Genomic DNA, 23604 nt, shown 5'->3' with positions numbered 1-23604 from the left:
GTTGCCTTAATATGTTCAAAACTTATTTTTTGTTTTTCCTCGAATAACGAATCAATCTGTATCTTACTTTTTCAGCAAGCCCTAAGTAAAAAAATACTTTTATTCTTAAGGAATAGTTTGTAGCAATCCCTTTTTAAGCTGAAGTAGCCAGCGACTATAGCCATAAGAATTATGAGTTGATAGTTCCGGTCCGCAATAAGTTTGACTAGCTAAATTAATTGCGCGGTAGAAATAGCTATCTTTTTGTCTACTCTTCTCATCTTGTATCATCTCAAAAGCGATACTCCACCACAAAGAATTCTCAACCCTAATTAAAGTTAATTCGCTTTTCACATCCTGAATTTGACGCTGTTGACGTTCTTTATGGACGGGAATCCAATAATTTTTAGGAATTATCTTAATGGAGTTGAGATAAAACTCACTCTCTAAGTTATCGATAACCCATTTACACCATTGTTCGATATTCCCTTTCCATATTGTCTTACCATCTATATTGCTGAAATCACGGGTTCCTAGCTCTTGCTGCTGTAGTTTAAGCTCTAAATTTCCCTGACGCGATTTGAGATTAAATTCTTCATCTCTCCTTAGGTCGAGGTTAAGTAAGCGAAATTTCTGAAAATTCTTAACGTGACCGTGAAAATATAAATCTTCTCTAACTTCGACTTGTGGGAATAGTTCCCCCGGACATTCAACCTCAAACCAGTGTCGTACTACTGTAGGAGGTATACCTTTTACAAACCAGCGTAACTCTAATGTTTTTTGCACCAGTAATTTTCACCTCAACTTTGGCTTATGCAATCTCTCTAATTGTTTATTTGGCTATCCTTATATAACAGTGGTGCGAACGCTAATAATATTATGTATGCCATCGATTCAACTAAATACAGAGCTTACTTAAAAGTGGAATCCCAGTAAATTCCAATAAGCTAAAAAAGGAATAAAAGCCAAGGATACAAATGCAATCAAAGAGTAATGAAGCCGCCTAACAACAGACTAGTATTTATTCTTCCAAGCAAGTATAGTAAAAATTAATAACACCCCAGTTAAAATTGAACTCAAAATTGGCAAACAAAGTAGTAATTAAGCGCTTTAGCCACGGCATAAACATTTCATTTCAATTTAAGCTAAGATTCACGGCTTATTAATTTATTAGTTAATAACAAAAAATAAGCGCAAGCCAAAATTTAGTAATATAAAGTAGTTTCTTTATTTAGATTAGTCTCGAATTAGTACCTCTGATTCCATCATTAGAAAGAGATTTATTATTCCTTTACATACTTCGTGCGACTGACATAAGCAAAGCCGAAACTGCAGGCTCTGTAGAATATTTACAGGATTTACCCACTGACAAATCTGCAGAGGTTTAATATACAAGTTTTTGTAGATAGGCGTATCGAAAAACAAGTAAGAAAGAATCTAACATAGTTTACTGATTCGCGTTCTACTTTTTCTTAAGTTTGCAAATCTTCTAGTTTCACCTGCTTACCCGACTCATCAGTCCGATAAACCCATTCCCGTTGTCCGTCACTCACTACAACTTTCCAACCGGGAACTATTACTTGAGCGCAAACTTCTCCAGGTTGTGCTAAACCCAAGCAGCTATTCCCCCAACTTTGCTTTTGCGTTTCAGTTATCCGAAGTGTGGCTACGGTTTTACTGCTACGCTTTGCTGCATCGCTTAAAACTGCACTTTGGACATCTGACGGTAATTCTTGATTCCGAGATGAGTTGGGGGTTTCAGTAGGTGTGGGTGTAGAAGCAGATTCCCTTGGGGGTGGATTTGTTTGAGTGTTGGTACAAGAAGCTGCAGAAAATATCAATGTACACAAAGCGGTTACGAGTATAGTTTTACGAAGTAAGTTGAACCAAGGATACTTCATGGGCAGATATTTCATAAACCGTAAGACCTTTTCTCCAATTTCGTATTTTATTCTTAAGACTGCGCTGGCTAAAATATTGTGGTTAATGTAACGTTTTTCGAATTGTAAATAAAGTTTTTATAGTTTTTTGGATATCCCAATCAATAATTACTTCCTTTGGAAAGATATATCTATCAGCTTATTGCAAATTCCAGTAGATTTACTGAGTGTTAATATAGTCCAAGAACAAACACCTTTATCAATTACTCATCTTGATGGACTTCTAAGGCGATCGCTAGAAGCTAAATCTCAGAAGGCTGTCGTAATTTTTGTAACTTAAGCACAGTAATAGAAAACATCACCCACAAATAACCGACCCCGTAACCAGCAAACACATCCGTGGGCCAGTGTACACCTAAATACAGCCGACTTAAACCTACAGCGCCAATCAAAATAACGGCGAAACTATAGATGATGATGGCAAATTTTGGGTAATGGGAAGCGAGCAAATATGCTATAAAACCATACAATACCATTGAACCTAAGGCATGACCGCTGGGGTAGCTGTAAGACTTTTCCGTAATTAATTGCTCCCAAAGTTGCGGGCGTTGTTTGCTAAAAGCGAATTTCAAACTATAGCTGAGAACTGTAGCTCCAAGAACATGAAAACCAAATATTTTGGCTTCTTGGGGATACCTTTTCCACAATAGCGTAATAAACGTAACGCCGACGACAGTTACAAGTATGATCGGATCGCCTATTTTTGTAATACTAAGCATGATGCTATCCCATGTGGGATTAGCATACTGATGTATCCATAACAAAATGGCTTTATCAAAAGCAAAGGCTTCTTTCTCCCAAACTTCTTCTGAAAGTTGTGCTAAAAGATAAATAACTAATAAACAAGTAGCTAAACCGGTAACTCCAACGGTAGCAATCAGAGAAATCAAATGAGGATGTACGCGAGAAAACCAGAAGTCAATTAGTTTGCGGAGCAAATTTTGCATAATTATGCATGAAAAATAAAAGGTCTATAAGAAAAAATTGATATGGTTTTGGTGTAGCTATTTTGAAAATATATTTTTTTAATATTTTCTTAAGTTTGGAAATTACTGTAAGACTAAGGGTAATGATTAGTCGTTTTATCAAAGGATATTAAACTTATACCATAACTAGAATTCTACTATTTTTTATTCCTAACTTCGTGTTTATATCTCTCGATGAGTAACCCTAGTCTTCAAGACAGATAAACGATCCCCTTATTTTTCTTAAACTTAAATTACTAATAGATTAAATTTGAGTTAATGATTAAATATGAATATTTGCCCTTGTTGTTCTAACCTGTTATTACGTCATATTGCTCAAGGTAGAACTTATTGGTTATGCATCCATTGTCGTCAGGAAATGCCAAATTTCAGGCTGGAGTTAGCTGTAAGTACATGTGGTAGTACTAAACCTAAATCTGAGTTAGTTGCACCTCTTTTAAGGATAAGAGAAGAGGAGGAGAAATGGAAAGTGTGGGGTGTGGGGAAAGTCCCAACAGTTATAAAGGAGATTTGAAAGCAGGATTTATATAAAAAATACTTTTTTTACTGTATGAAAGATACATCTGTCAGTGTCAGCACACCTGCATTCAGTAAAGTTCATATTTGAAGAAAACCTTGAATTTAAAGAGCCAATCTCTATCAGTTTGTTCGATTTAGCAAAACTAACTCAGCAACTGCTACAGCTATTTCTGTCGGGTCGATAGGTTTAGATAGATGTAGATCAAACCCAGCATTGAGAGTCTTTTGTTTATCTTCTTCTTGGGCGTAAGCGGTTAAAGCGACCGTCGCGAATGGTAGGCGCGTTTTATTTCCCTGAAGTTTAGCTTCGTTCTCCCCCAACCGTTGACGAATTTTACTTATTAGATCATAACCATCTTCTTCTGGCATAGCTATATCGCTAATTAAAATATCCGGAGGCTGGTGATCGAATGCTTCCAAAGCTTCTCTAACTCCACTTGTGGAAGTAACTGTTGCACCGCATTGTTCCAACACTATCGTCACAAACTCACGAGAATCATCCTCATCTTCTACTAAGAGTATATTTAAATTACTCAGATCTGGAAACTCATTTAAGGGATCTGCTAACAAAAACGGCTGTTCCTTACTGCTAGTATCGCTGGTAACTGGTAGGGGTAACTTTACGGTAAATGTACTGCCTTTGCCTTTACCAGGACTCTCAGCGAACACTTCTCCTCCGTGCCCTTCCACTATGTAGCGCACAATTGCTAACCCCAATCCCAAGCCGCTATATTTGCGTTTGGAAGTCCCCTCTACCTGATTGAAACGATCAAAGATATAGGGAATATACTTCGCTTCAATTCCTATCCCCGTATCAATAACTCGGATTTGAGCGTAACTTTGGATTTCTTCGAGATTAATATTAACCGTACCTCCAATTGGTGTAAATTTGATTGCATTAACTAGTAAATTCCATATAACTTGTTGCAAGCGAGAAAAATCGCCATAAATATTTTCTAAGTCTGAATTTTTCTCAAATCTTAAATTTATTCTTTTGGCACGAGCAGATAAAGACACCGTATCTAATGCGACATTAATTACTTTCCCTAGGTCAATTGGTGCAACTTGCAATTCTAATTTACCGCGAATAATTCGCGAAACATCCAGTAAATCATCAATCAATTGAGCCTGAGTTTTGGAATTACGTTTAATAATTTCCAGACCGCGAGCCATTTGTTTTGGGCCGATTTTAGGGCGGTTAATAATTTGCACCCACCCAAGAATTGCATTCAGTGGAGTCCGTAATTCATGAGAAAGTGTAGCTAAGAATTCGTCTTTAATGCGGTTGGCTGCTTCTGCCTCGGCGCGAGCTTCTTGTTCGCGCTCCAGAAGTTGGTTGCGCTCAATTTCTGCTTGTTTCTGCTGCGTTATGTCTTCAATTACGCCTTCATAGTAAAGTAATTCACCCCATTCACTACGAATTGCTTGAGCGCTATGACGCACCCAAATTAACTCATTATTCCAGCGACGAAGCTGAACTTCATCACTTTTGAGAATCCCAACCGTATCAAGTTTGGCTTTCCATTCAAGGTAGATTGTGGGGTCGACATAAAAATCTATTCTTTGATTTCGTAATAATTCTTCTTGCCCGTCCTGATAGCCAAGCAATTTAATCAAAGTCGAGTTTGCTTCTAAAACTGTTCCGGTTGGGGTAAGACGATACAAACCAATAGGTACACCTTCAAATAAAAGGCGGTAACGCTTTTCTAACTCTAATCTTGCTTTTCGCTCTTGCTCTCGTTCCCAGATAGAACGGACAGTGATTGCTAACCTTGTATAGTGTTTGGGCGACTTAATTATATAATCATCCAAACCCAACTTCATTGCTTCGACAGCAATTTCTTCATTACCCGTTCCAGTAAACATAACTACCGGACAGTCAGGGTATTTTTTTTTAATTGTTCGTAATATATCGAGTCCTGTTGTCCAGCGAAGTTGATAGTCTGTAATGACAAAGTTAAAATTTTTCTGCTCTAGTACTTGGGCAAATTCTCTACTATTACTTACTTGAGTTGTCTTTACTTGGAAGAATTGCTCTTTTAACTCCCGTAATGCCAACATGCGGTCATTTGGGTTATCGTCAATTAGCAACGCTCTCAGATTTTCACCTACCATAAATGTTTTCCAAAATCTGTCCAGTTGCGTGGCAAAAATTGCTATTTTTCTTAAATTTTTGTTTAGAGCCTCAGAGGTGATTTATAAAGTAGGCATTAATGAGCGAGAGCAATAAAGTATAACCCGAAGAGCGTCTATTTTTTAGGGCTTGAGTACCTGAAATACCAGAGTTCTAAAATTAATTCTTTACCTGCCAGGGTTCGAGCGGACTTAATAAATCAGCTTTAAAGCTAATAAATAGATTATACAATTTAGTGTTAAGGGAGAGAAGTCCTACACCTAAATTACGACGAGTGGTAGTTATACTTGGTGGCAGTGCTTACGTCTGGCTGAGATAAAAGTGAAAATACAAGCCTGGAATATTAAGCCTGAGATATAAGATATTAATTAAATTTATAAACCAATATTAAAAATCTCATTTGAGTTTTGAAAGTATACTAAAGTTCAAAAGGTTATAGCGCAAAACTGGAAAAAAAATACATATATTGGGGTATTTTAAGGATTCCAGCCATTGGACAACAACGGCTTTTCATTTAAATTAAACCAATATTTATCTACTTGGGTTATTAATTCAACTAACTTAGTAAAACCAACAGGTTTAACCAGATAAGAATTAACTCCTAGATCGTAGGCTCGGACAATATCTGGGTTTTCGCGGGAAGCTGTAAGTATAATTACTATAATACGTTTCAGTTCGGGCTGTTGTCGCAACCACTTGAGAACTTCTAAGCCGTGGCGTCGGGGAAGCTTTAAATCTAGCAATATTAAAGTTGGCATCGGGTAGCGTTCGCAATCTGCATAAGGTTCCCCTCTACTAAGATAAGCAATCGCTGCTTCTCCATCGGGGACAATTTCGATGTGATTTTTTAATTTAGCTTGTTTAAATGCTCTTTTAATTAAAAGCACATCATTGGAATTATCTTCCACAAGTAATATTGAGGAAAGGTGGGAACTCATGCTTCCTTGGAACTAGTCTTTTAGACTAGGATTTATTTTAAATTTTTATTACTAATTATTTATTGATAATTTACAAATTCTACAAAAAGTAAAGTTTTTTTTTACCTTTGTGTATGGATCTATCTATTAGAAACTATTCTTTAGGAATAAATACACGATTTGGAGCTTCTATCCAAAAACGGCTACCTTGACCAAGCTCGGATTCTACACCAGCACAACCGCCAAGTCTTTCCATACCTTTACTAACAATCGCTAAACCTATTCCCGTCCCAGGATAAGTTTCACTACCATGTAAGCGTTCAAAAACATGGAATATTTGTTCTTGATGACGTTTGCTAATTCCGATACCTTTATCTTCTACCCAGAGACGGACTTTATTATTGCGTTCTTCGCTCCAGATTCGGATCGCAGGTTGCTTGTGGGGAGCAACAAATTTAATGGCGTTAGAGATCAAATTACTGATTACTTGGGTTAAAACTATACTACTGCCGTAAACTTCTCCTAATGCTTTGCAGACAGTAATTTGTGCTTGTTTTTCTTCAATTTCTGCTTCTAGTGAATCGACTGCTTGTGCAACTATTTGTGATAGTCTAGTAGGACCCAAATGCAAATCAGCTCGACTCAAACGACTATAGGCTAGCAAGTCTTGAATAAGTTTATCCATTTGCCTAGCGGAATCGACTAATCTTTGAGCATATTCAATACCCAAATCATCGAGGTTCTCTGCATAATCTTCTAAGATTGCTGTTGCAAAACCTTCCAATGCTCGTAAGGGCGCTCTGAGATCGTGAGAAACTGTGTAAGTAAAAGCTTCTAACTCTTGATTAACTTCCTCTAATTGCGCAGTGCGTTCGGCTACTCGCTGTTCTAGTTTCTTAGTATAATGCTGTATTTCTTGATAGAGACGAGCCTGATATACTGCGATCGCAACTTGGTCGCAAACTTCACAAGCAATATCTAATTCTTCGTGGGTTAAAACTTGAGAGTCATCTAGCCACAAGTTTAGAGTACCTAGCAAATCATCTCCAATTCGCAAAGGAAAGCTGAGAAAATTATATAGTCCTTCCGAACGTAAATTCTGAATCTGGGATGAAGCGGGTATCATGGAAAGGTTACCCGTTACATAATCATTTTCATCTTGCTGCAATTTCTGAATAATATTTGAAAGTGCCTGCAGTTCTATTTCATAACCCGTACCGGCGATGTGTTCGCCAGTTCCTTTAGTCATTAGTATTTTTGCGGTCTGAGCTTTGATATCGAATGTATTAATAGTTACGCGAGCACAAGGTAATATCTGTCCAAGTTTATGAATCGCAATAGCCGCAATTTCATTTGGTTTTTGTTGTTTTATCACTCCTCGATCCAATTCATGTAAATTTCGCAAACGTTGTATGGATTTGCGTAATGCTGCTTCTAATTGCTTGCGTGAAGTAATGTCTTCTAGCACAGAAATAAAGTATTTAGGTTCACCTATTGCGTTCCTAACCAGAGAAACAGTTAAATTTCCCCAAACGACCCCTCCATATTGGCGGATATAACGCTTTTCAATTGAGTATGAGGGTATTTCACCTCTTAAGGTTTGCTGAAAGCATTCCAAGTCAGCTTTGAGATCGTCGGGATAGGTAACATCCTGAAAAGTTTTTGATAGAAGTTCGGCGCGACTATAGCCGATAATTTCGCAAATTTTCTGGTTGGCTCGTAACCATCTTCCATCGGATGCAATGTGAGCAATACCCACTGCAGCTTGCTCAAAAGTGGCGCGAAATCTTTCCTCACTTTCTCTTAATTCTACTTCTGCTTGCTTCCGCCAAGTATTATCTAACACAAAGAAAAAACCACGAGAACTATTATCTCCAATAGAACAACCACCAATTACTACGGAAACACGACTACCATCTTTACGGAAATATTCTTTTTCAAATGAATTCAGAAAGCCATTAGCTTTTACTTCGGCGATACTGCGATTATCTGCTTCTCGGTATTCTGTTGGGGTAATTTCGCGCCAACTAATTAATCCAGAATGGAATTCTTCAGGTTCATATCCTAAAAGTTTACATAGGGCGGAATTACCATCTATGATTTTTTCACCCGACCACATTCCGATACCAATCATGTTGGATTCAAAGATATGGCGAAAGCGGGCTTCGCTCTCGCGGAGAGCTTTTTCTGATAAGTTACGTTCTCTAATTTCCGTGCGCAACACTTCATTTGTATGCCGTAACTGTGCTGTTCTTTGCTGTACCTGCATTTCCAATTCATCTTGAGCGCAAAGGAGAGCTTCTTCGGTTTGCTTGCGCTCAGTAATATCAACGTTAGCACTGAAGATTTTTACTACTTCACCACGCTCGTCCTTTATTACTTCCCCTCGAGAAAGCACATGTCTGATTGAACCATCAGGACGTCTAACCCGTAATTCTATTTCTTCATAGATACCGTTGAATATTGCTCGTTCGATTAATTCTTTAACTCGGAAGCAATCTTGGGGATGAATCAAAAATAATAGTTCAACATAACTTATTTCCGATTCATTAGGTTCGAGACCACAAATCCGATAAATTTCTTCCGATAGAGTACTTTTATAAGTTGCTACGTCAAATTCCCAAGTCCCCACGCGAGCAACTTTTTGAGCGGCTAATAATTTAGCTTCATTGTCACGAAGTCTCATTTGCACGTCGACAGATTCTGTAATTTCTCGCGCTATCATTAAAGCCGCATTAACATTATTAGCTTTATCTCTTATCGGACTAAATTTCATTTCATAGTAACGTTTCTTAGAATTGGTCGCGATGAATTCTTCTGTAATACTGAAGCTCTCACCACTGAGCGCGCGACCCCAGTACGTAGCAGCTAAGTTTTGTCGTTTGGGAATGTGAGCAAGCAAATCAAGTACGTTTACTCCCAACTGATGTTTTCTAGCAAAAAGTTGCTCAAAGTCTTGCTGCATTCTAGAATTTGCAGCGATAAACTTATATTCAGTATCTATTACAGCGATCGCATCGCTAGTTTCACCTAAATACTTACTAAAAAATTGATGTAAATCAGCTACGCTAATCTCTGTTTCTTGAAAAACCCGATCATTTGGCGCGTCGCTTTCTTGTGTGGGTTGCAAATTCAATGCAGTTGCACTTCGTTTTATTTTGAGTGCAAAATAAAGCAAAGTGCAAATGAACAGAAATAAGTTCGCTACTGTGGTAAGCATCGACATCCTCGAATGGATTTCTCGAAGTTGTTACAAGCAGAAATAAGATTAATTCGTTCTAGATACGAAGGAATCAAACTTCCTGCAAGTGCTCGTACATTAATTCTACGATCGTTGCCAATACCTGGAACATATCTCTTCTTTTCCTGAAAAGATGTGTAATTAATATAAATCTTTAATTGTGGATCTTAAATTTGTGGCGTTAAAGACCGGGTCCGGGGAAAAAACTATGTATTGTAAAGAGTACGTTTTGCAATACTTACAAGTTGAGTACGCCTTATATCATCGCTTTAGAATAATGGAGCGCAATGTAATATAACTCAACTCCAAAAATATTTGTATGGGTCCAACGATCGCTCATCAAGCTTAAATTAAGCACATTGAACCGTAAAATGAGAAAAGATTTTGGGTTTTTTACAAAAATCTTCTTTTTTTCAGATTTTTGTCACAAGATTGTCACTATCGGTGCTTTAAAGTTATATCAAGTCAAACGAAAAACAAAAACCCCCTTCCCTCCCCACATCTACATTAAACGTAGAAGTGGGGGTTTTTTTTTAATTTTTATGAAGTAACTGACTCGAACCCTTGATTTTACAGATTTACAACTACTCAATTCTGATTTATCACTCCTGTAGAGACGTAGCATGCTACGTCTCTACGAATTCTGACTCCTGACTTCTGACTTCTGACTTCTGACTTCTGACTCCTGACTTCTGACTCCTGACTCCTGACTCCTGACTCCTGACTCCTGACTTCTGACTCCTGACTCCTGACTTCTGACTCCTGACTCCTGACTTCTGACTCCTGACTCCTGACTCCTGACTCCTGACTCCTGACTTCTTCTTCAAACCAATAAATCATCTACTGCTGCAGTGAAACCTCGAAGTACTCGTTGAGTGTAGATAATTTCACCAGAAGTAAAAACTAGCTGTTGAGATGATGTGGTGACAATAATCCACCGATTTTCTGGGAAGATTAACCATACTTCCTCAGAACCACTGTGCAAGTACATTTGAGCTTTAGCAATTACTTCCTCTGCTAAATCTGTAAGGGAAACAATCTCAGCGATCAACGGAAAACTTTGGGGAAATATATCTGGTTCGCCATAATGTTTTAATAATTGCGGCGTTAGGTAAGCTATAGATGGCTGCCATTCTTCACCGTCAGCAATACATGGTACATCTGTATATACTTGTCCGCGTTGTTGATGGGAATCATTAAAGTTTCGCCAGTGATAGTAAATATTTCCTTGAATACGGCGCTGTTTAAGGGTTATAACCTTAGAATCAACAAATTCTTGATGTACTACCTGAGTAGGATCTAGTTCTTCTTCGAATCCTTCCTCAAGTTGCTCCGAATTAATTTCATTTAATTGATTGAAGTTATCTGAACGATCTAAATTATCTAAATTTTGTATTTCCTCAAGAGGATTGCGCATCCATTTTTCTAAAGAGAATTCTTCGGAAGTTATTGAAGAATTTTTCATGTTTTCTTCTTCTCCTACTAAGGTATAGGGATTAGGAATAGGTTTGATAAACTAAGTATTAAAACTTGGGTTTTAGGTATAATATTTTAATTTTAAAATTTAATATACGTATTTCACCCATTCCCAGCTCTTAGTTTTTAGTCCCCAATCCTTTGTTTCTAGTTCCCGCTCCCCTATTTGTCTTTAGAAATTTATCCCCAGTACTTTCTCTTGAGAACTCGACATTGAGAGTTATATCTTGAGAATTCTATTTTTAAAGATTTCCCATTGTTAATTTAATTTTTTCAACTTGCTTGATAGCTCGCATTTTTTTAAACAGGTTAATTGCTTTATTAAAATCATCTCGACTTTTGGCGATCGCCCCAATTTGTTTGTAAGTTAATGCTCGTTGAAAGTAAGCTTCTGCTAAATCATATCTAGCGCCAATTTCAGCGAAGGCATTAATAGCTTTTTCGTGAAACTCTAGCGCTTTGAAATAGTCTTTTCTATCCCGATATAACTGTGCTAAACCACATTTAGCTTTACTTTTTGCTTGAGTATAGGGATTATCACTATATAATATAATCCGCTCAAGAAGCTTGAAGGATGTTTCAGTTTCTCCCAAACTTTTGTACGTTAGGGATAAATAATATAGCTTATATTCTCTACCCCATGAAGGAATTCCTTCCTCTGGTAAGCGCTTGTAAAGATAATTAGCAATATCATAAGCTTTGCGCCAATTTCCCTGATGTGAATTTAAGTATGCTAAATAAAACAAAGCTGAAGGCGCGTATTTTTCGTAATCATCTTGTTTGGCTATTTTAACTACCCGCAGTAAGGTTTTTTCGGCTGCTTCTAATTCCCACAAACCAATCTGACTCAATCCAATAGTTGATAAACAGTTGACTTCTATGAGTTGTAGTTTATTCAAAGTATCAGTGCTAACGTTTGAGGTACTTTGTAAGTAGTTTTTAAGTAGCTGTTGGGATTTTTCGCAATATTTGATTACGAGATCGAGATTACCTGAAAAAAAACTAATTTTACCTAAAGTACGATAAAGTCTGGCGCTACGATAACCAGGATCGAGTTTATTTATTATATTAACAACTGCTGTTTTCAGTTGTTCGAGTAATCCACGTTTATAAAATGACCTTGCTAAGGATTCTTGGATTCCCCATTGATTGATCCTGGGTTTGATAATGACATCAGCAGCTCGTTCAAAGTCTGCGATTGTTACGTAGTGATGGTAAGCTTGCAAAGCTTTGAGAGCATCAGCTGTATGTTTAATGGTGACTACACTGTTAGTCCAGTAAGTTGCAGCTCGTCGATGAGCTATTTCCCAGTCACTGCTAGTTTGCAACCTGGTAATAGCTTCTGCAAGAATTACTGGGTGTAACCAATGTCTTCCTTTACGGCATTCTACTAAAGACCTGTCACAAAGACGATTTACTACTCTACGACGCTTTGAGAGAGGAACATCCCATAACAAACACAAAAGTCCTTCAATGTTAACAAAAGGTACATCTTCATCTTGATAGCGGTAACAACCCAAGCGATACAACAGACGATATGCTTCGGGATCGATTTTTTCTAAGCGGTTAAACTGACTAACAACTAAGTTTTCTAATTCCTGCTCAATCAATAAATCGTCCTTTGTCGAATTCCAGTAAGCATCAATATTTTTCTCAAAATCAGTTATGACAGCACCGCTAATGATTTTCATTGCTTTGGCGTTACCACCATAAGCTTTGCACATTTCACTCAATGCTGGAGAGTCACTATTAATTTTGCGACTAGAGAAGAATTGCTTCCAAGCTTGACTATCTAAACCTTTGAGAGTGTATGAGTTTACATCGATTCCAGACTCGCATAGACGTTCTCGACTAGTAATCAAGGTTAGTGAGTTGACACTAGGGTCTGCTAATGTTTGCAATAAATAAAAATAAGAACGTCGAGATTTAATTAACCTTCCATGTTTGTCTAAAGCTGACTCGAGGTTATCAATCAGAATACAAATTTTTTTCTCTCCGTTTTGGAGCTTGCGCTTGAGTCTTTGTAAGTTTATCCACAATTCCCGTCCTGGTTCTTCATGAAAATCCCTCCGCAACCATTCTTCTAGTAAGCTTTCTACAGAAATAATGTGATGGGGTTCTGTAGGCATCCATAATACTAAAAAATCAAAGCCGTGAGTTTTGAAGTACCTGCGTGCTAGCTTCGTTTTTCCAATACCCCCTTCACCTTGAATAACAATGATTTTTGCTCCTTGATTAACTAAAACGTTAAGGTGAGCAATTGCGTCTTCACGACCGACAAAATCTGGGTCTAAGGGGATTTTTGGAGTTTGATAACGTTCGACAATATCTTCCCAACTTATGAGTCCTGCTGTTTGGCAGATTCTAATAAAAGTTTCGCGATTAATGGCTTCTCTAGCCCAAAATCGTTTTAAAGTTGCCTTTGAAGTCAATGCAGTTTCGTACCAAATTTTAGCTAATTTATTCCACCCCTTTCTACGTCTAGCTAGATCAACGGTTTCTAAACCCTGTGTAGATGCTTTCACAGAATCAGCCATACTGAACTTGTTGAATAACACACTATTTTTATGTTACATTTGAGCAGTTACTAGTAGGTCATAAATCATCTTTTTCTTTAATTTTTTAAAGAAAATTATGTCGTGCTTTTACGGACGGTAAAGGAAAATTTGTCGTGAAAAGGTGAATTTATACCAAAAATGAGATCTAAGCAGTAAAACGTAAAAAAATATAACAAACTAGTATAAAAAAATATTATACCAAAATGGCTCTGGGGATCGTAAAAATCGCATCAATGATAACTGAGCCCAAGAAATGAGCCAAAAAATGAACCGAACAAGTAATTTTTGTCTGTCACTATTAAATATATGAATGGTTCAAGCTACAAGAACCTTATTCAAATTTGAAAGAGGCTGGAGCGATGAATTCACCAAATTGCGATAATCGTGAATGCGATCGGGGTTATTGTCCATTTATGGCAGATCCTTTAGATGCTTACAGACAAGTGTGTGTGAAATGTGGACAAGATTACTCTTTCCGCAAGTATAGACTTAATACTTTTTTACTATTGGGAGCGTTGATTAGTTGCATAATATTATTAGTGAATAATCATTCTCAAATAACCGAACCGCAACGCGAAATGCAACCCGCGATTCAAGAACTACAATCAATTTCTTAGAGTCAGTAAACTTGATTTAAGTAGCCTTAATTTAAACCGCTTCGAGTTCTAGCTAATCTAAGTAAGTAAAGTAAACCTAAAGAGCTAAAATTCAGGTTTAAAGAGCATTCATTCCTATTTTCTGGCTTCTGTTAGCAAAATGATGCAGCGCAGTTTTGGGGGTTTCCCCTATGAGTAATACTAAGTCCGGGTTAATTATCCCTTTTCAGAATCAGAGAGGGAAGTGTGGGAAGTGTGGGAGAAAATCCCAAAAGATATAAAGAAAGGGGTTTTAAAAATCGGATTTGGTATAACTGCATAAAGAAGCGGTGCGCTACCGCGCACAATTCAGAATTCTAACTTCTGACTCCTGTCTCTTAAATTCTGCGATAAGAGTAATAATTCAGCTTAATACAGGAAATTATCGCGATTTTAATTAGAAACTCAGGGTCTATCGAATACTCATCTATCTTGAAATAGAATCATGAAAACTAGCACTAGCGAACATAGCTTTTTTTTCATATGGACTTCCAGATTTCTCAAATATTTCCTTCTTGGAAGTGTTGGTTTTGCAATTTCCTATGTAATTGCTGCAGGCTTTAGTGTTCCGCTCACTTCCGTTCCAATATTTTGGTTCTTGATAAACTTGTTCTGGCGTTTGGGAATTACAATTCTCTTACTGATGGGAATTGCAATCCTGTTTGAATCTTGTCGTTAATAATGACAAACAAGAACAGAATTAAATCCTAATTGTCAACTTCTCAATTTTTTAAGCTTTCAACTTCTCAAAGTCTCAATTTCTCAAAGTCTAAATTTCTTAAAGTCTAAAATTCTCAAACTGTCAACTTCTCAATTTCTCAAAGTCTAAAATTCTCAAATTCTAAAATTTTCAAACTGTCAACTTCTCAATTTCTCAAAGTCTAAAATTCTCAAATTCTAAAATTTTCAAACTGTCAACTTCTCAATTTCTCAAAGTCTAAAATTCTCAAAGTCTCAATTTCTCAAAGTCTTAATTTCCCAAAGTCTAACTTTTTCAAACTGTCAACTTCTCAATTTCTCCAATTCTAAAATTCTCAAACTTTTGAAATCTTGAACGATCAAAGCCTCCAAGTCTCAAAGTCTCAAATCAAAATCAACAGATTTTAGCTTGCTCTTACCATAAATGCTGAAAAACAAACAGCATTGGTTTGAGCAACAAGAATGGACACATGGTACTAGCGTACTGGAAATGAATGATTAATGAATATGCATATCAGAGAAAATTTTAGTTTATTGAAATCATTATTAAAATTTCTATAGCTAGAGGCGTTCGATTGAACGCCTCTAATATATTTATGTATGTAATGTTAATTTAAATTTAACTCACTGGTAAATCCTCTATATTTGTGCTAGGAGTGCGTATATCTTCAACTAAAGCCTGAATTTCTGCTGGTGGTTCTGGAGTGAAACGGGAAACAACCACAGTTACAAGCAAGTTAATTACCATACCAACCGTACCTATACCTTCGGCTGAAACTCCGAAAAACCAAGGTGACATACCGCCAAATTTAACACCAATAATATAAGTTGCAGTGAAAATTAAACCTGCAAGCATTCCAGCGATCGCACCTTCTTTGTTGGTACGCTTATCAAAAATTCCCAACACTATTACTGGGAAGAAACTAGCTGCAGCTAAACCAAAAGCAAAAGCAACAACTTGAGCCACAAAGCCAGGAGGATTGATCCCAAAGTACCCAGCCACAATTAAGGATAGTCCAATCGTGATTCTACCTACAAGCAAACGTTTAGCTTCCGAAGCACCTGGATTTATCATCCGATAATAAACATCATGGGCGATAGAACTAGAAATCACTAAGAGTAAACCCGATGCTGTGGATAATGCTGCAGCTAGACCTCCTGCTGCAACCAGAGCTACGACCCAGGGAGGTAATTGAGCGACCTCAGGAGTAGAAAGTACAATAATATCTCGGTGAACATCAAGTTCGTTTGTTTGTTTGTCTGGGGTGAATTGAAGACGTCCATCGCCATTTTTATCCTCAAATTTGAGTAATTCGACGTTTTCCCATTTGTTTACCCAGTCTAGTTTGCGTACCTCTTCAATGGTACGGTTATTCAAAGAATCAATTAAGTTGTAGCGGGCAAACATTGAAAGAGCTGGGGCAGTAGTATAAAGAATGGCAATAAATAATAACGCCCATGCTGCTGAATAGCGTGCCGAACGAGCATCAGGAACCGTGTAAAACCTGACTATTACATGGGGCAAACCTGCCGTTCCCACCATTAAAGCAATAGTGATAAACAAAACATCCAACATAGATTTGTTGGTGAAAGGACTAGTGTAAGCACCAAAACCAAGGCTTTCGTGAATACCATTGAGGTCTTGAGCAATATTACTAAAAGTAAATCCCAGTTGGGGGATGGGGTTTCCGGTAAGTTTCCAAGAGATTGCAAATGCTGGGATCAAATAAGCAACAATTAAAACAAAATATTGGGCAACTTGCGTCCAAGTAATACCTTTCATCCCACCCAAAATTGAGAAAAAGCCGACAATTACCATACCGATAACTACACCCCTGGTAATATCAACTTGTAAGAAGCGGCTTAAAACAATTCCTACCCCTTGCATTTGTCCAGCAATATAGGTAAGAGAAACAAAAATAGCCGCCACAACGGCGACTAAACGAGCAACTTGAGAATAATAGCGATCGCCAACAAAGTCTGGAACTGTATATTTACCAAATTTGCGCAAGTAGGGAGCAAGCAACAGTGCTAATAGTACATAGCCTCCAGTCCAACCCATTAAGTAAATCGAACCGTCGTAACCTAAAAAAGAAATTAGCCCCGCCATGGAAATAAACGAAGCTGCGGACATCCAGTCAGCTGCTGTTGCTGCACCATTTGCAATTGCTGGTACCCCTTGTCCAGCGACAAAAAAACCTTTACTGTCTTTAACCCGCGATCTCCATCCAATGTAGAGGTACAGCAAAAAGGAAATTGCAACAAATAAAATCGTCCAAAATTCAACAGTCACTTTTCCTTATCTCCGGATATTATGTTTGCGGTCTAATTTATCCATTTGGAAGGCGTATATAAAAATTAACATCACAAATATTACAATTGAACCTTGCTGTGCCATCCAAAAACCGAAAGGTAGTCCAAAGAAAGAAATATTATTTAATTGTTCTACCAGCAAAATACTAAGAAGTAAGGAGACAATACCCCAAACTATTAAAAGATTGCGAATTAAAGCTGTATTTTTACGCCAATAAGAGCGGAGATTGTTTTTATTCATTGTTTTTTGTTGATAATTGGTAATGAGTAATAAGTAATGAGTAATAAGTAATGAGTAATGAGTAATGAGTAAATTTTTGCTCCTAACTCCTGACTCCTGACTCCTGACTCCTGACTCCTGACTCCTGACCCCTGACTTCTGACTCCTGACTTCTGACTTCTGACTCCTTACTTCTGAATTCTGACTCCTTACTTCTCAAATCACCGCAGGTTGTAACATTCCAATAGTTCCAGTATTGGCATCAATTTCTACTTCCAAACCTATGGGTAATGTAAGTATAGTTTCAATATGACCGATAGTTGCGCCAAACCAAGCTGGAATTTTCAATGGTTTAATGTGGTCTTGGATGACTTCTTCTAAAGTTAAAGAACCGTAGCCGTCACCAGGGTTACAACTACTACATTGTCCGAAAATAAAACCTGCAAGTTGGTCGAAAACACCTGCTAATTTTAAATGAGTCATCATTCGATCTATGCGATAAATATTTTCTTGGACGTCTTCTAAAAATAAAATTGCACCTTTAAAATCCGGTAGATAAGGCGAACCAACTAAAGCAGAAAGTACGGAAAGATTTCCACCAAAGAGCTTTCCTTTGGCTTTACCTGGAGTAATTGTTTGTATGCGGTACTTTACTTGCATTAAACGGTCGGAATCAGCAGCAGATTTCAAATTTGCAAAAGTTAAATCTTCACCTTTAAATAGAAGCCGACGAAAATATTCTGTTTGGGTCGAATTCCAAGAAGTTAAGCCATTGGGACCATGAAAAGTTACCAGGTTAGTTTTTGCATTGATTGCCAGAATTAAAGCCGTTAAATCGCTAAAACCAAGCAAAATCTTCGGATTTTTGCGAATCAATTCATAATCTAAATAAGGTAAAAGCCGACTACAGCCCCACCCCCCACGTATTGGTAAAATTGCAGCTATTGTGCGATCGCGAAAAAATTCATTGATATCAGATGCGCGCTGTCGATCTGTTCCTGCAAGGTAACCATATCTTTTCATGACATGGGGTGCTATACGGGGGACAAGACCTAAAGCTTTAACTACGTCTCGAACAATATCTAAATCTTCTTTGAGAAATATTGCACTAGCAGGACTAACAATTCCTACAACGGAGCCAGGTTTTAAACGTTTAGGTTTTAAAGGCGAACTTAAGGTAGGCGAACCTACTGCATCCGCCGACTGTAAGTAAGAAGATAAAATACAAGTAGTGGTAGCGGCAACTGAACCAACTATAAAATTTCGACGGTCGATCATTTGATATTATGCTGCTAGGCAAGGGTGTAATGTTTTTCACCATGGAGCAATAGTACTCAAAATCTCAACCAAAGGCGATACATTGAAAGATTTTGTGATTATTGGGGATTATTAGTGATGGGTAATAAGTAATGAGTAATGTTAGCGCAAGCGGGGCGCGCAAGCGCACAGTAATGAGTAAGGTAACAGGTAAAATGAGAGCGAGCGAGATTTTGTAAACTCTGCAGTTAAGTTATATTTAAGATTGCTAGCAAAATATTTGAAGCATTTTTATTCGGCTTATATCCTACACTAAATTAAAAGTTATGGTGTGGGATATAAGCCTTTCCAGCTAAGCTTTTGTCTGTACAAAAAAATATATAACTCCAACTTTAACGTATCTCATATCATTTATCTGGAGGCGATATTAAAATGACCTGAGTTAAGAATGACACTTTATCTCACCTCCAGGGATACAAGCTTTGTTTGATTATAATGTTTGACGCAGCCATTTCAGAATCGCTCTAGCAATAGCTTCTCCTCCACGAGTACTCCAATCTTTGGTGTTGGGAACTGGTACGTGGATAAAGTACAATTCTGCTAGTACTGACACTCTGACATTTGTATCCTCAGCACCATTCAAGACACTTAATTTTTCGCGAGAATTTCTACCATTAGCAATGCGATCGCGAATTCCGAGTTCCTTCGCAATTTCCGCACTCATCAGGGATGATAGCTCTAAATCTTCAATATCTCCTTTAATGTGGTGTACGAGAACTTCTGCTCCCTGAGCATTTTCATCAGCGCTGTTATGGTGGATAGAACAAAAAACATCGTAATCAGCAGCAACTTTACCTATATCGTAAAGACCCTTACCGTTAATTCCACCAAAATCTGTAATTACACAAGGTACTCCCGCTTCGTCAAGTAGACTTTTAGCAGCTTTAGCAGCTATCCAATTCAAATCATATTCATATACACCATTAACTCCAACTGCTCCTGGTTCCCATGTTTTGGGATTCTTACCATGTCCTACTTCGAGTATCACACCTTTTTTCTTCCAAATAGGTTTTTCCATAAGTGAAGAATCGGCATTTTCTAAAAGTTTTTGAGCGTGTGGAATCAGCTTCAAAACTTTACTGATATATTTTTCTTTTCTGAGTCTTGAAAATTCTGTTCCGTCAAATGGTCCATCGATATAACCTGCAAAAGCAATGAAACGAATGAAGTCTTCAGGGGTTGCACTATTATTACGCCAACCCGAATAGACTGGTCTATCAATAAAAATCCAATAACCTTTAACTGCATCTTCTAATGTTGCAAACTTGCAATAAATATCTATTCCATCATGAGCTTTATATTCAACTGGTAAAGCAATGTGAATCTCCTGACGATACTTCATTCCGAATGGGTTAGCGTGTAATTTGAATAATTCTGATTTACCCCAACCGGATTCCAAGATAGCTTGAGCCAATTGAGCTACCTTGAGATGTGCAAACTCTATATTTGTAGAGGCTAAAACTTTTACAAAATCATTCCATTTAAACATTTGATATTCCTCAATAAAGTAACAAAATTAATCAATAAATCAACCGGCTTCCGATTACTCCAATAACCTAGAATTACCGGGTAAAAGTAAGCTCCTGTTGTAGAGATGTTGTGTATAACATCTCTACAGAATTTTGGGAGAAATGAACTACGAACAGCAAAAGATTATTTGAGTAAATCATCTCCTGCAATAATGGTTGTCATAAACTTATAGTTACGATTGCTTTGATAGCGCCAGTCTTGTTTAATCAATCTCATGAAATCACGATGACCCTTGCGAGTACGCCCTACTAAACAGCCAGCACTGGCATAGCTGATATTGTTACGGGGATAGTCATATCCATAGTGCTGATTGATGTAAAAAGAACCAGTATGTAGCTTGTCACCTGTGCGAATCATGTCTTTATTAAAGTCTCTGTGAACAGTAATATCAGACACCTGAATGAGTGCTTCATGGGGTTCAGCATTACCGTGAGTTCCCACTCGCCATGCTTTGTATTGTCCAAATTTGATTCTGGCTGCACCCTTGGAATTCATTGGATTATAGGTATAGTATTTGCCAGGTTCGGTTGTTGCTTCCCAAATGCTGATAATTTTGGGAGTTCTACTGACCACTTGAATAACTAGTCGTAAATCGTTGAAGCTATTAGGTCTATCAGAATTAAGCGTTCCATCTGGATTCATTCCTTCAACATAGATAATGTTGTATTCACCAGTTTTTCTATCAACGTGATAGCCTTTTGCTAACATATACTTAATAATGCGACTAGCCAAATCTTTATTCAGGTTTAGTTCTCTTTGTGGTAACTCATCAGGGTGTGTTTCAATTAGTTTTTTAGCGGTATCGGGTCCCAAAAATCCCGATTCGTTGCACTTCATTAATTCTTGAAATTCTCGAAGTGCTGATGCAGATATTGGTCCAAATTTACCATCTGCTGGAGGTGCAAGAAGTTTGTGCCAAATCAGAATTTCTTGAATATGCTTGGCTAATTCTTTATCGGCTGCTACTGTTTCCAGACCGTATTCTAGTTTTTGACTATAGAATTCTTGTAGTTTCATTGTTTTTTGCTTTAATTATTTTTTGGTTTAATGAAGTTAACAAATTTTGAGGTTTGATAATCAGTGGGATAAATTTGTTTTTAGGGAAAGAAATAATTACCATTTCATGCTTTAACTTTTCCCTGTTGTTATTATTTATAGGACTTACGCAAAATTAACGTAATTGCGTCATTACGTTAGCGCAGCGTTTCCTTTAGGAAAAGCGATAGCGACGTAATCGCAAAAACTCTGAGATTGCTTTCCTACACTGTGTTTCGGTCGCAATGACAAATCTATGTCCTACGGACACGCTGTGCTAACGTTGCGTAAGTCCTGATTTAAATTTTGGAATTTCAACAGGGAAATTTAATTTGATAATTATGTATTTGCTTCTAGTTCCTTTCTTCCCGCTGCTGCGATAGATTCTAGAACTTCGCACATTGCTTCTAAATCATCTACTTGACCATCAACTAAATCGAAGGCAATTAACATCAATTCTCTACGAAGTTTACGAGATATTTTCATGGTGATACTCCGTTCATATTAATAAGAAAATATATTTGCGTCATCAAGTAATTGGATAAAACATGAGTTATAAAAGAAAATCATGTTTGTTTAACTTGCTGACATTTTTATGATGATTTATATTTCATGAATCAACCAGATACAGTTCTATCTCAGTTTTTAAATCACTAGAAACAGTTTGATAAATAATAATGAGCTAATACTGGGCTAATACTGAGAAAAATTGGTATAAAAAATAATTGTTTTTCGGGTTATACTTTTTAGGTAAACAAGTTATTTAAAGTAGGGAAGTACACAGTGCTTACTCTGAAAGCTTCTCCGAAAGGATTAGCAAAAATTAAGAAGGCTAGAGAGAAAAAAGGATGGACAATTGAAAATCCCCAGTGGCTTGTTGCAGCAAGTAAATTATTACAACCAGAGATTAAATGGGAAGAGTTCGGTCCTTATGCTGATGGAGTGTCTCGTGCTACTTTTAAACGGTTTTTGCAAGGAAAAGAATATATAAAGTTAGACGCTTTCAAAGCTTTTTGTCAGGTACTAGGATTAGATTGGGAAGAAGTTACTGAATTAGAAATTGAGAATACTGAATCTTCTCCTTTTTACGTGATTCGAGAACCTTACGAATCCCAATGTTATGAAGAGATAAAAAAACCTGGAGCTTTAATACGTATCAAAGCACCTGAGCAGATGGGTAAAACCCTATTGCTAGAAAGAATTCTTGATACTGCTAGAGAGGAAGGTTATCAAGCAAGAAAATTAGATTTCCAGCAAGCAGATAGTCAAATATTGAGTGATTATCAAGATTTTTTACAATGGTTTTGCGTTAATTTAACCGACATATTTGACCTAGAAGACCATTTAGACGAGTATTGGAAACCTAGGTATGGAATTAACAGAAACTGTACTCGTTACTTTCAGAAATATATACTGACAGAAATTCAAAATCCCCTAGTGCTGGGATTAGATAATTTGGATGTGGTATTTGAGCAACCAGCAATATTTACTGATTTTTGTCGTTTATTAAGAGCTTGGAACGACCAAAGTAAGCAAAGTGACCATATTGGTGAACTTTGGAAAAAAATGCGGTTGGTACTTGTACATTCTACGGAAGTATATGGTGGGATGGATATTAACTCTTCTCCCTTAGCTGGTGTGGGTTTACCTTTTGAGTTATTGGAATTTACCCCAGAACAAGTACGTTATTTAGCAAAGCAATACGAGTTGCATTGGGATGTATCTGTTGTTGAAGATTTGACAGCAATGTTGGGAGGACATCCAGCGTTAATATGCAGAGCTTTTGATTCTGTTAAAAATCAAAATTTGACCCTTGAAAAACTATTAACAATGGCTCCTACAGACGGGGGAATATTTCAAAATCATTTAGGAAAACATTTCCAAACTTTAAGAAAATATCCCCAACTTGCAAATGCATTATTAATGAGCGTAAATTCATCAAAACCTGTAGATATAGCTCCGGAACTAGCGTTTAAGTTACACAAAATGGGGTTAGTAAAACTACAAGGGAATTATGTCACACCACGCTGTAATTTATATCGTCAATATTTCAGCAGTCGTTTAACTTTGTCTTAAAAGATTTAAGTTTATTTATCAACACTACA

The 23604-nt window shown here is 37.2% G+C and carries 20 protein-coding genes; 5 read left to right on the top strand and 15 right to left on the bottom strand.

The window, feature by feature from the left end; translation table 11 throughout:
• Positions 1-105 precede the first annotated feature (105 nt).
• On the bottom strand, positions 106-765 hold the full coding sequence (locus BC008_RS26780; protein ID WP_027845387.1) for a hypothetical protein: 660 nt from the start codon (positions 763-765) through the stop codon (positions 106-108).
• 686 nt (positions 766-1451) lie between these two features.
• A complete protein-coding gene (locus BC008_RS26775) occupies positions 1452-1895 on the bottom strand; it encodes a hypothetical protein (protein ID WP_153009500.1) in 444 nt (147 codons plus the stop codon).
• Positions 1896-2007: 112 nt separating this feature from the next.
• On the opposite strand from BC008_RS26775, the gene BC008_RS49710 reads away from it, so the two are divergent.
• Positions 2008-2199: a hypothetical protein gene (locus BC008_RS49710; protein ID WP_161938062.1), complete on the top strand. Its 192-nt coding sequence runs from the start codon at positions 2008-2010 to the stop codon at positions 2197-2199.
• Here the strand turns inward: BC008_RS49710 and BC008_RS26770 are convergent.
• Positions 2162-2866: a phosphatase PAP2 family protein gene (locus tag BC008_RS26770; protein ID WP_321170063.1), complete on the bottom strand. Its 705-nt coding sequence runs from the start codon at positions 2864-2866 to the stop codon at positions 2162-2164. The two genes, BC008_RS49710 and BC008_RS26770, sit on opposite strands and share 38 nt — an antisense overlap.
• A gap of 307 nt (positions 2867-3173) precedes the next feature.
• Between BC008_RS26770 and BC008_RS50770 the strand changes: the two genes are divergently transcribed.
• Positions 3174-3419: a hypothetical protein gene (locus tag BC008_RS50770; protein ID WP_072207669.1), complete on the top strand. Its 246-nt coding sequence runs from the start codon at positions 3174-3176 to the stop codon at positions 3417-3419.
• A 125-nt stretch (positions 3420-3544) separates the two neighbouring features.
• Here BC008_RS50770 and BC008_RS26765 read toward each other — a convergent pair whose 3' ends face one another.
• From BC008_RS26765 to BC008_RS26740, 6 genes are all read right to left on the bottom strand, one after another.
• Complete coding sequence (locus BC008_RS26765; RefSeq protein ID WP_036267291.1) at positions 3545-5539, bottom strand: ATP-binding response regulator; 1995 nt, start codon at positions 5537-5539, stop codon at positions 3545-3547.
• A gap of 495 nt (positions 5540-6034) precedes the next feature.
• A complete protein-coding gene (locus tag BC008_RS26760; RefSeq protein WP_027845384.1) occupies positions 6035-6496 on the bottom strand; it encodes a response regulator in 462 nt (153 codons plus the stop codon).
• Between the two features lie 133 nt (positions 6497-6629).
• Entirely contained in the window at positions 6630-9695 is a 3066-nt protein-coding gene (locus BC008_RS26755; protein ID WP_058182961.1) for a PAS domain S-box protein, read from the bottom strand.
• 609 nt (positions 9696-10304) lie between these two features.
• Complete coding sequence (locus BC008_RS26750) at positions 10305-10556, bottom strand: hypothetical protein (protein ID WP_161938161.1); 252 nt, start codon at positions 10554-10556, stop codon at positions 10305-10307.
• A complete protein-coding gene (locus tag BC008_RS26745) occupies positions 10540-11181 on the bottom strand; it encodes a Uma2 family endonuclease (RefSeq protein WP_027846559.1) in 642 nt (213 codons plus the stop codon). Before BC008_RS26745 ends, BC008_RS26750 begins: the two co-directional genes overlap by 17 nt.
• Before the next feature lie 253 nt (positions 11182-11434).
• Positions 11435-13729, bottom strand: a complete 2295-nt coding sequence (locus BC008_RS26740) for a tetratricopeptide repeat protein (RefSeq protein ID WP_027846560.1) — start codon at positions 13727-13729, stop codon at positions 11435-11437.
• A 380-nt stretch (positions 13730-14109) separates the two neighbouring features.
• Here BC008_RS26740 and BC008_RS26735 point away from each other — a divergent pair, with 380 nt between their 5' ends.
• Both BC008_RS26735 and BC008_RS26730 read left to right on the top strand, forming a co-directional pair.
• On the top strand, positions 14110-14367 hold the full coding sequence (locus BC008_RS26735; RefSeq protein WP_058182960.1) for a hypothetical protein: 258 nt from the start codon (positions 14110-14112) through the stop codon (positions 14365-14367).
• A 463-nt stretch (positions 14368-14830) separates the two neighbouring features.
• Positions 14831-15064 (top strand): hypothetical protein, encoded by a 234-nt coding sequence (locus tag BC008_RS26730; protein WP_058182959.1) that lies wholly within the window; start codon positions 14831-14833, stop codon positions 15062-15064.
• Between the two features lie 639 nt (positions 15065-15703).
• On the opposite strand, the gene BC008_RS26725 is transcribed toward BC008_RS26730, so the two are convergent.
• The 6 genes from BC008_RS26725 to BC008_RS49705 all read right to left on the bottom strand — a co-directional run bounded on the left by BC008_RS26725 (position 15704) and on the right by BC008_RS49705 (position 21985).
• Positions 15704-17377 (bottom strand): sodium:solute symporter family protein, encoded by a 1674-nt coding sequence (locus tag BC008_RS26725; protein WP_027846910.1) that lies wholly within the window; start codon positions 17375-17377, stop codon positions 15704-15706.
• A gap of 6 nt (positions 17378-17383) precedes the next feature.
• Positions 17384-17638, bottom strand: coding sequence for a DUF4212 domain-containing protein (locus tag BC008_RS26720; RefSeq protein ID WP_027846909.1), 255 nt, complete (start codon positions 17636-17638; stop codon positions 17384-17386).
• A gap of 195 nt (positions 17639-17833) precedes the next feature.
• A complete protein-coding gene (locus BC008_RS26715; protein WP_027842901.1) occupies positions 17834-18895 on the bottom strand; it encodes a S66 peptidase family protein in 1062 nt (353 codons plus the stop codon).
• A gap of 469 nt (positions 18896-19364) precedes the next feature.
• Complete coding sequence (locus BC008_RS26710) at positions 19365-20423, bottom strand: N-acetylmuramoyl-L-alanine amidase (protein WP_027842902.1); 1059 nt, start codon at positions 20421-20423, stop codon at positions 19365-19367.
• Positions 20424-20587: 164 nt separating this feature from the next.
• Positions 20588-21481 (bottom strand): peptidoglycan-binding domain-containing protein, encoded by an 894-nt coding sequence (locus tag BC008_RS26705; protein ID WP_027842903.1) that lies wholly within the window; start codon positions 21479-21481, stop codon positions 20588-20590.
• Between the two features lie 357 nt (positions 21482-21838).
• Positions 21839-21985 (bottom strand): hypothetical protein, encoded by a 147-nt coding sequence (locus BC008_RS49705; RefSeq protein WP_161938060.1) that lies wholly within the window; start codon positions 21983-21985, stop codon positions 21839-21841.
• A 297-nt stretch (positions 21986-22282) separates the two neighbouring features.
• Between BC008_RS49705 and BC008_RS26700 the strand changes: the two genes are divergently transcribed.
• Positions 22283-23575 carry an AAA-like domain-containing protein gene (locus BC008_RS26700; protein WP_058182958.1) on the top strand — a complete coding sequence of 431 codons (1293 nt, stop codon included), beginning with the start codon at positions 22283-22285 and terminating at the stop codon, positions 23573-23575.
• The last annotated feature ends 29 nt before the right edge of the window (positions 23576-23604 follow it).

Source organism: Mastigocoleus testarum BC008, assembly GCF_001456025.1.
GTDB classification, from domain to species: domain Bacteria; phylum Cyanobacteriota; class Cyanobacteriia; order Cyanobacteriales; family Nostocaceae; genus Mastigocoleus; species Mastigocoleus testarum.
The sequence above is the reverse complement of the archived record's forward strand: the minus strand, read 5'-3'. Positions and strand labels throughout refer to the sequence as shown.

Bases quoted from the DNA above. Each gene is read 5' to 3' on its own strand.
- BC008_RS26745 (WP_027846559.1), bottom strand. From the start codon at position 11,181: ATGAAAAATTCTTCAATAACTTCCGAAGAATTCTCTTTAGAAAAATGG.
- BC008_RS26750 (WP_161938161.1), bottom strand. From the start codon at position 10,556: ATGATTTATTGGTTTGAAGAAGAAGTCAGGAGTCAGGAGTCAGGAGTC.
- BC008_RS26775 (WP_153009500.1), bottom strand. From the start codon at position 1,895: ATGAAATATCTGCCCATGAAGTATCCTTGGTTCAACTTACTTCGTAAA.
- BC008_RS26760 (WP_027845384.1), bottom strand. From the start codon at position 6,496: ATGAGTTCCCACCTTTCCTCAATATTACTTGTGGAAGATAATTCCAAT.
- BC008_RS49705 (WP_161938060.1), bottom strand. From the start codon at position 21,985: ATGAAAATATCTCGTAAACTTCGTAGAGAATTGATGTTAATTGCCTTC.
- BC008_RS26710 (WP_027842902.1), bottom strand. From the start codon at position 20,423: ATGTTTAAATGGAATGATTTTGTAAAAGTTTTAGCCTCTACAAATATA.
- BC008_RS50770 (WP_072207669.1), top strand. From the start codon at position 3,174: ATGAATATTTGCCCTTGTTGTTCTAACCTGTTATTACGTCATATTGCT.
- BC008_RS26765 (WP_036267291.1), bottom strand. From the start codon at position 5,539: ATGGTAGGTGAAAATCTGAGAGCGTTGCTAATTGACGATAACCCAAAT.
- BC008_RS26735 (WP_058182960.1), top strand. From the start codon at position 14,110: ATGAATTCACCAAATTGCGATAATCGTGAATGCGATCGGGGTTATTGT.
- BC008_RS26755 (WP_058182961.1), bottom strand. From the start codon at position 9,695: ATGCTTACCACAGTAGCGAACTTATTTCTGTTCATTTGCACTTTGCTT.
- BC008_RS26720 (WP_027846909.1), bottom strand. From the start codon at position 17,638: ATGAATAAAAACAATCTCCGCTCTTATTGGCGTAAAAATACAGCTTTA.
- BC008_RS26770 (WP_321170063.1), bottom strand. From the start codon at position 2,866: ATGCAAAATTTGCTCCGCAAACTAATTGACTTCTGGTTTTCTCGCGTA.
- BC008_RS26740 (WP_027846560.1), bottom strand. From the start codon at position 13,729: ATGGCTGATTCTGTGAAAGCATCTACACAGGGTTTAGAAACCGTTGAT.
- BC008_RS26715 (WP_027842901.1), bottom strand. From the start codon at position 18,895: ATGATCGACCGTCGAAATTTTATAGTTGGTTCAGTTGCCGCTACCACT.
- BC008_RS26705 (WP_027842903.1), bottom strand. From the start codon at position 21,481: ATGAAACTACAAGAATTCTATAGTCAAAAACTAGAATACGGTCTGGAA.
- BC008_RS26730 (WP_058182959.1), top strand. From the start codon at position 14,831: ATGAAAACTAGCACTAGCGAACATAGCTTTTTTTTCATATGGACTTCC.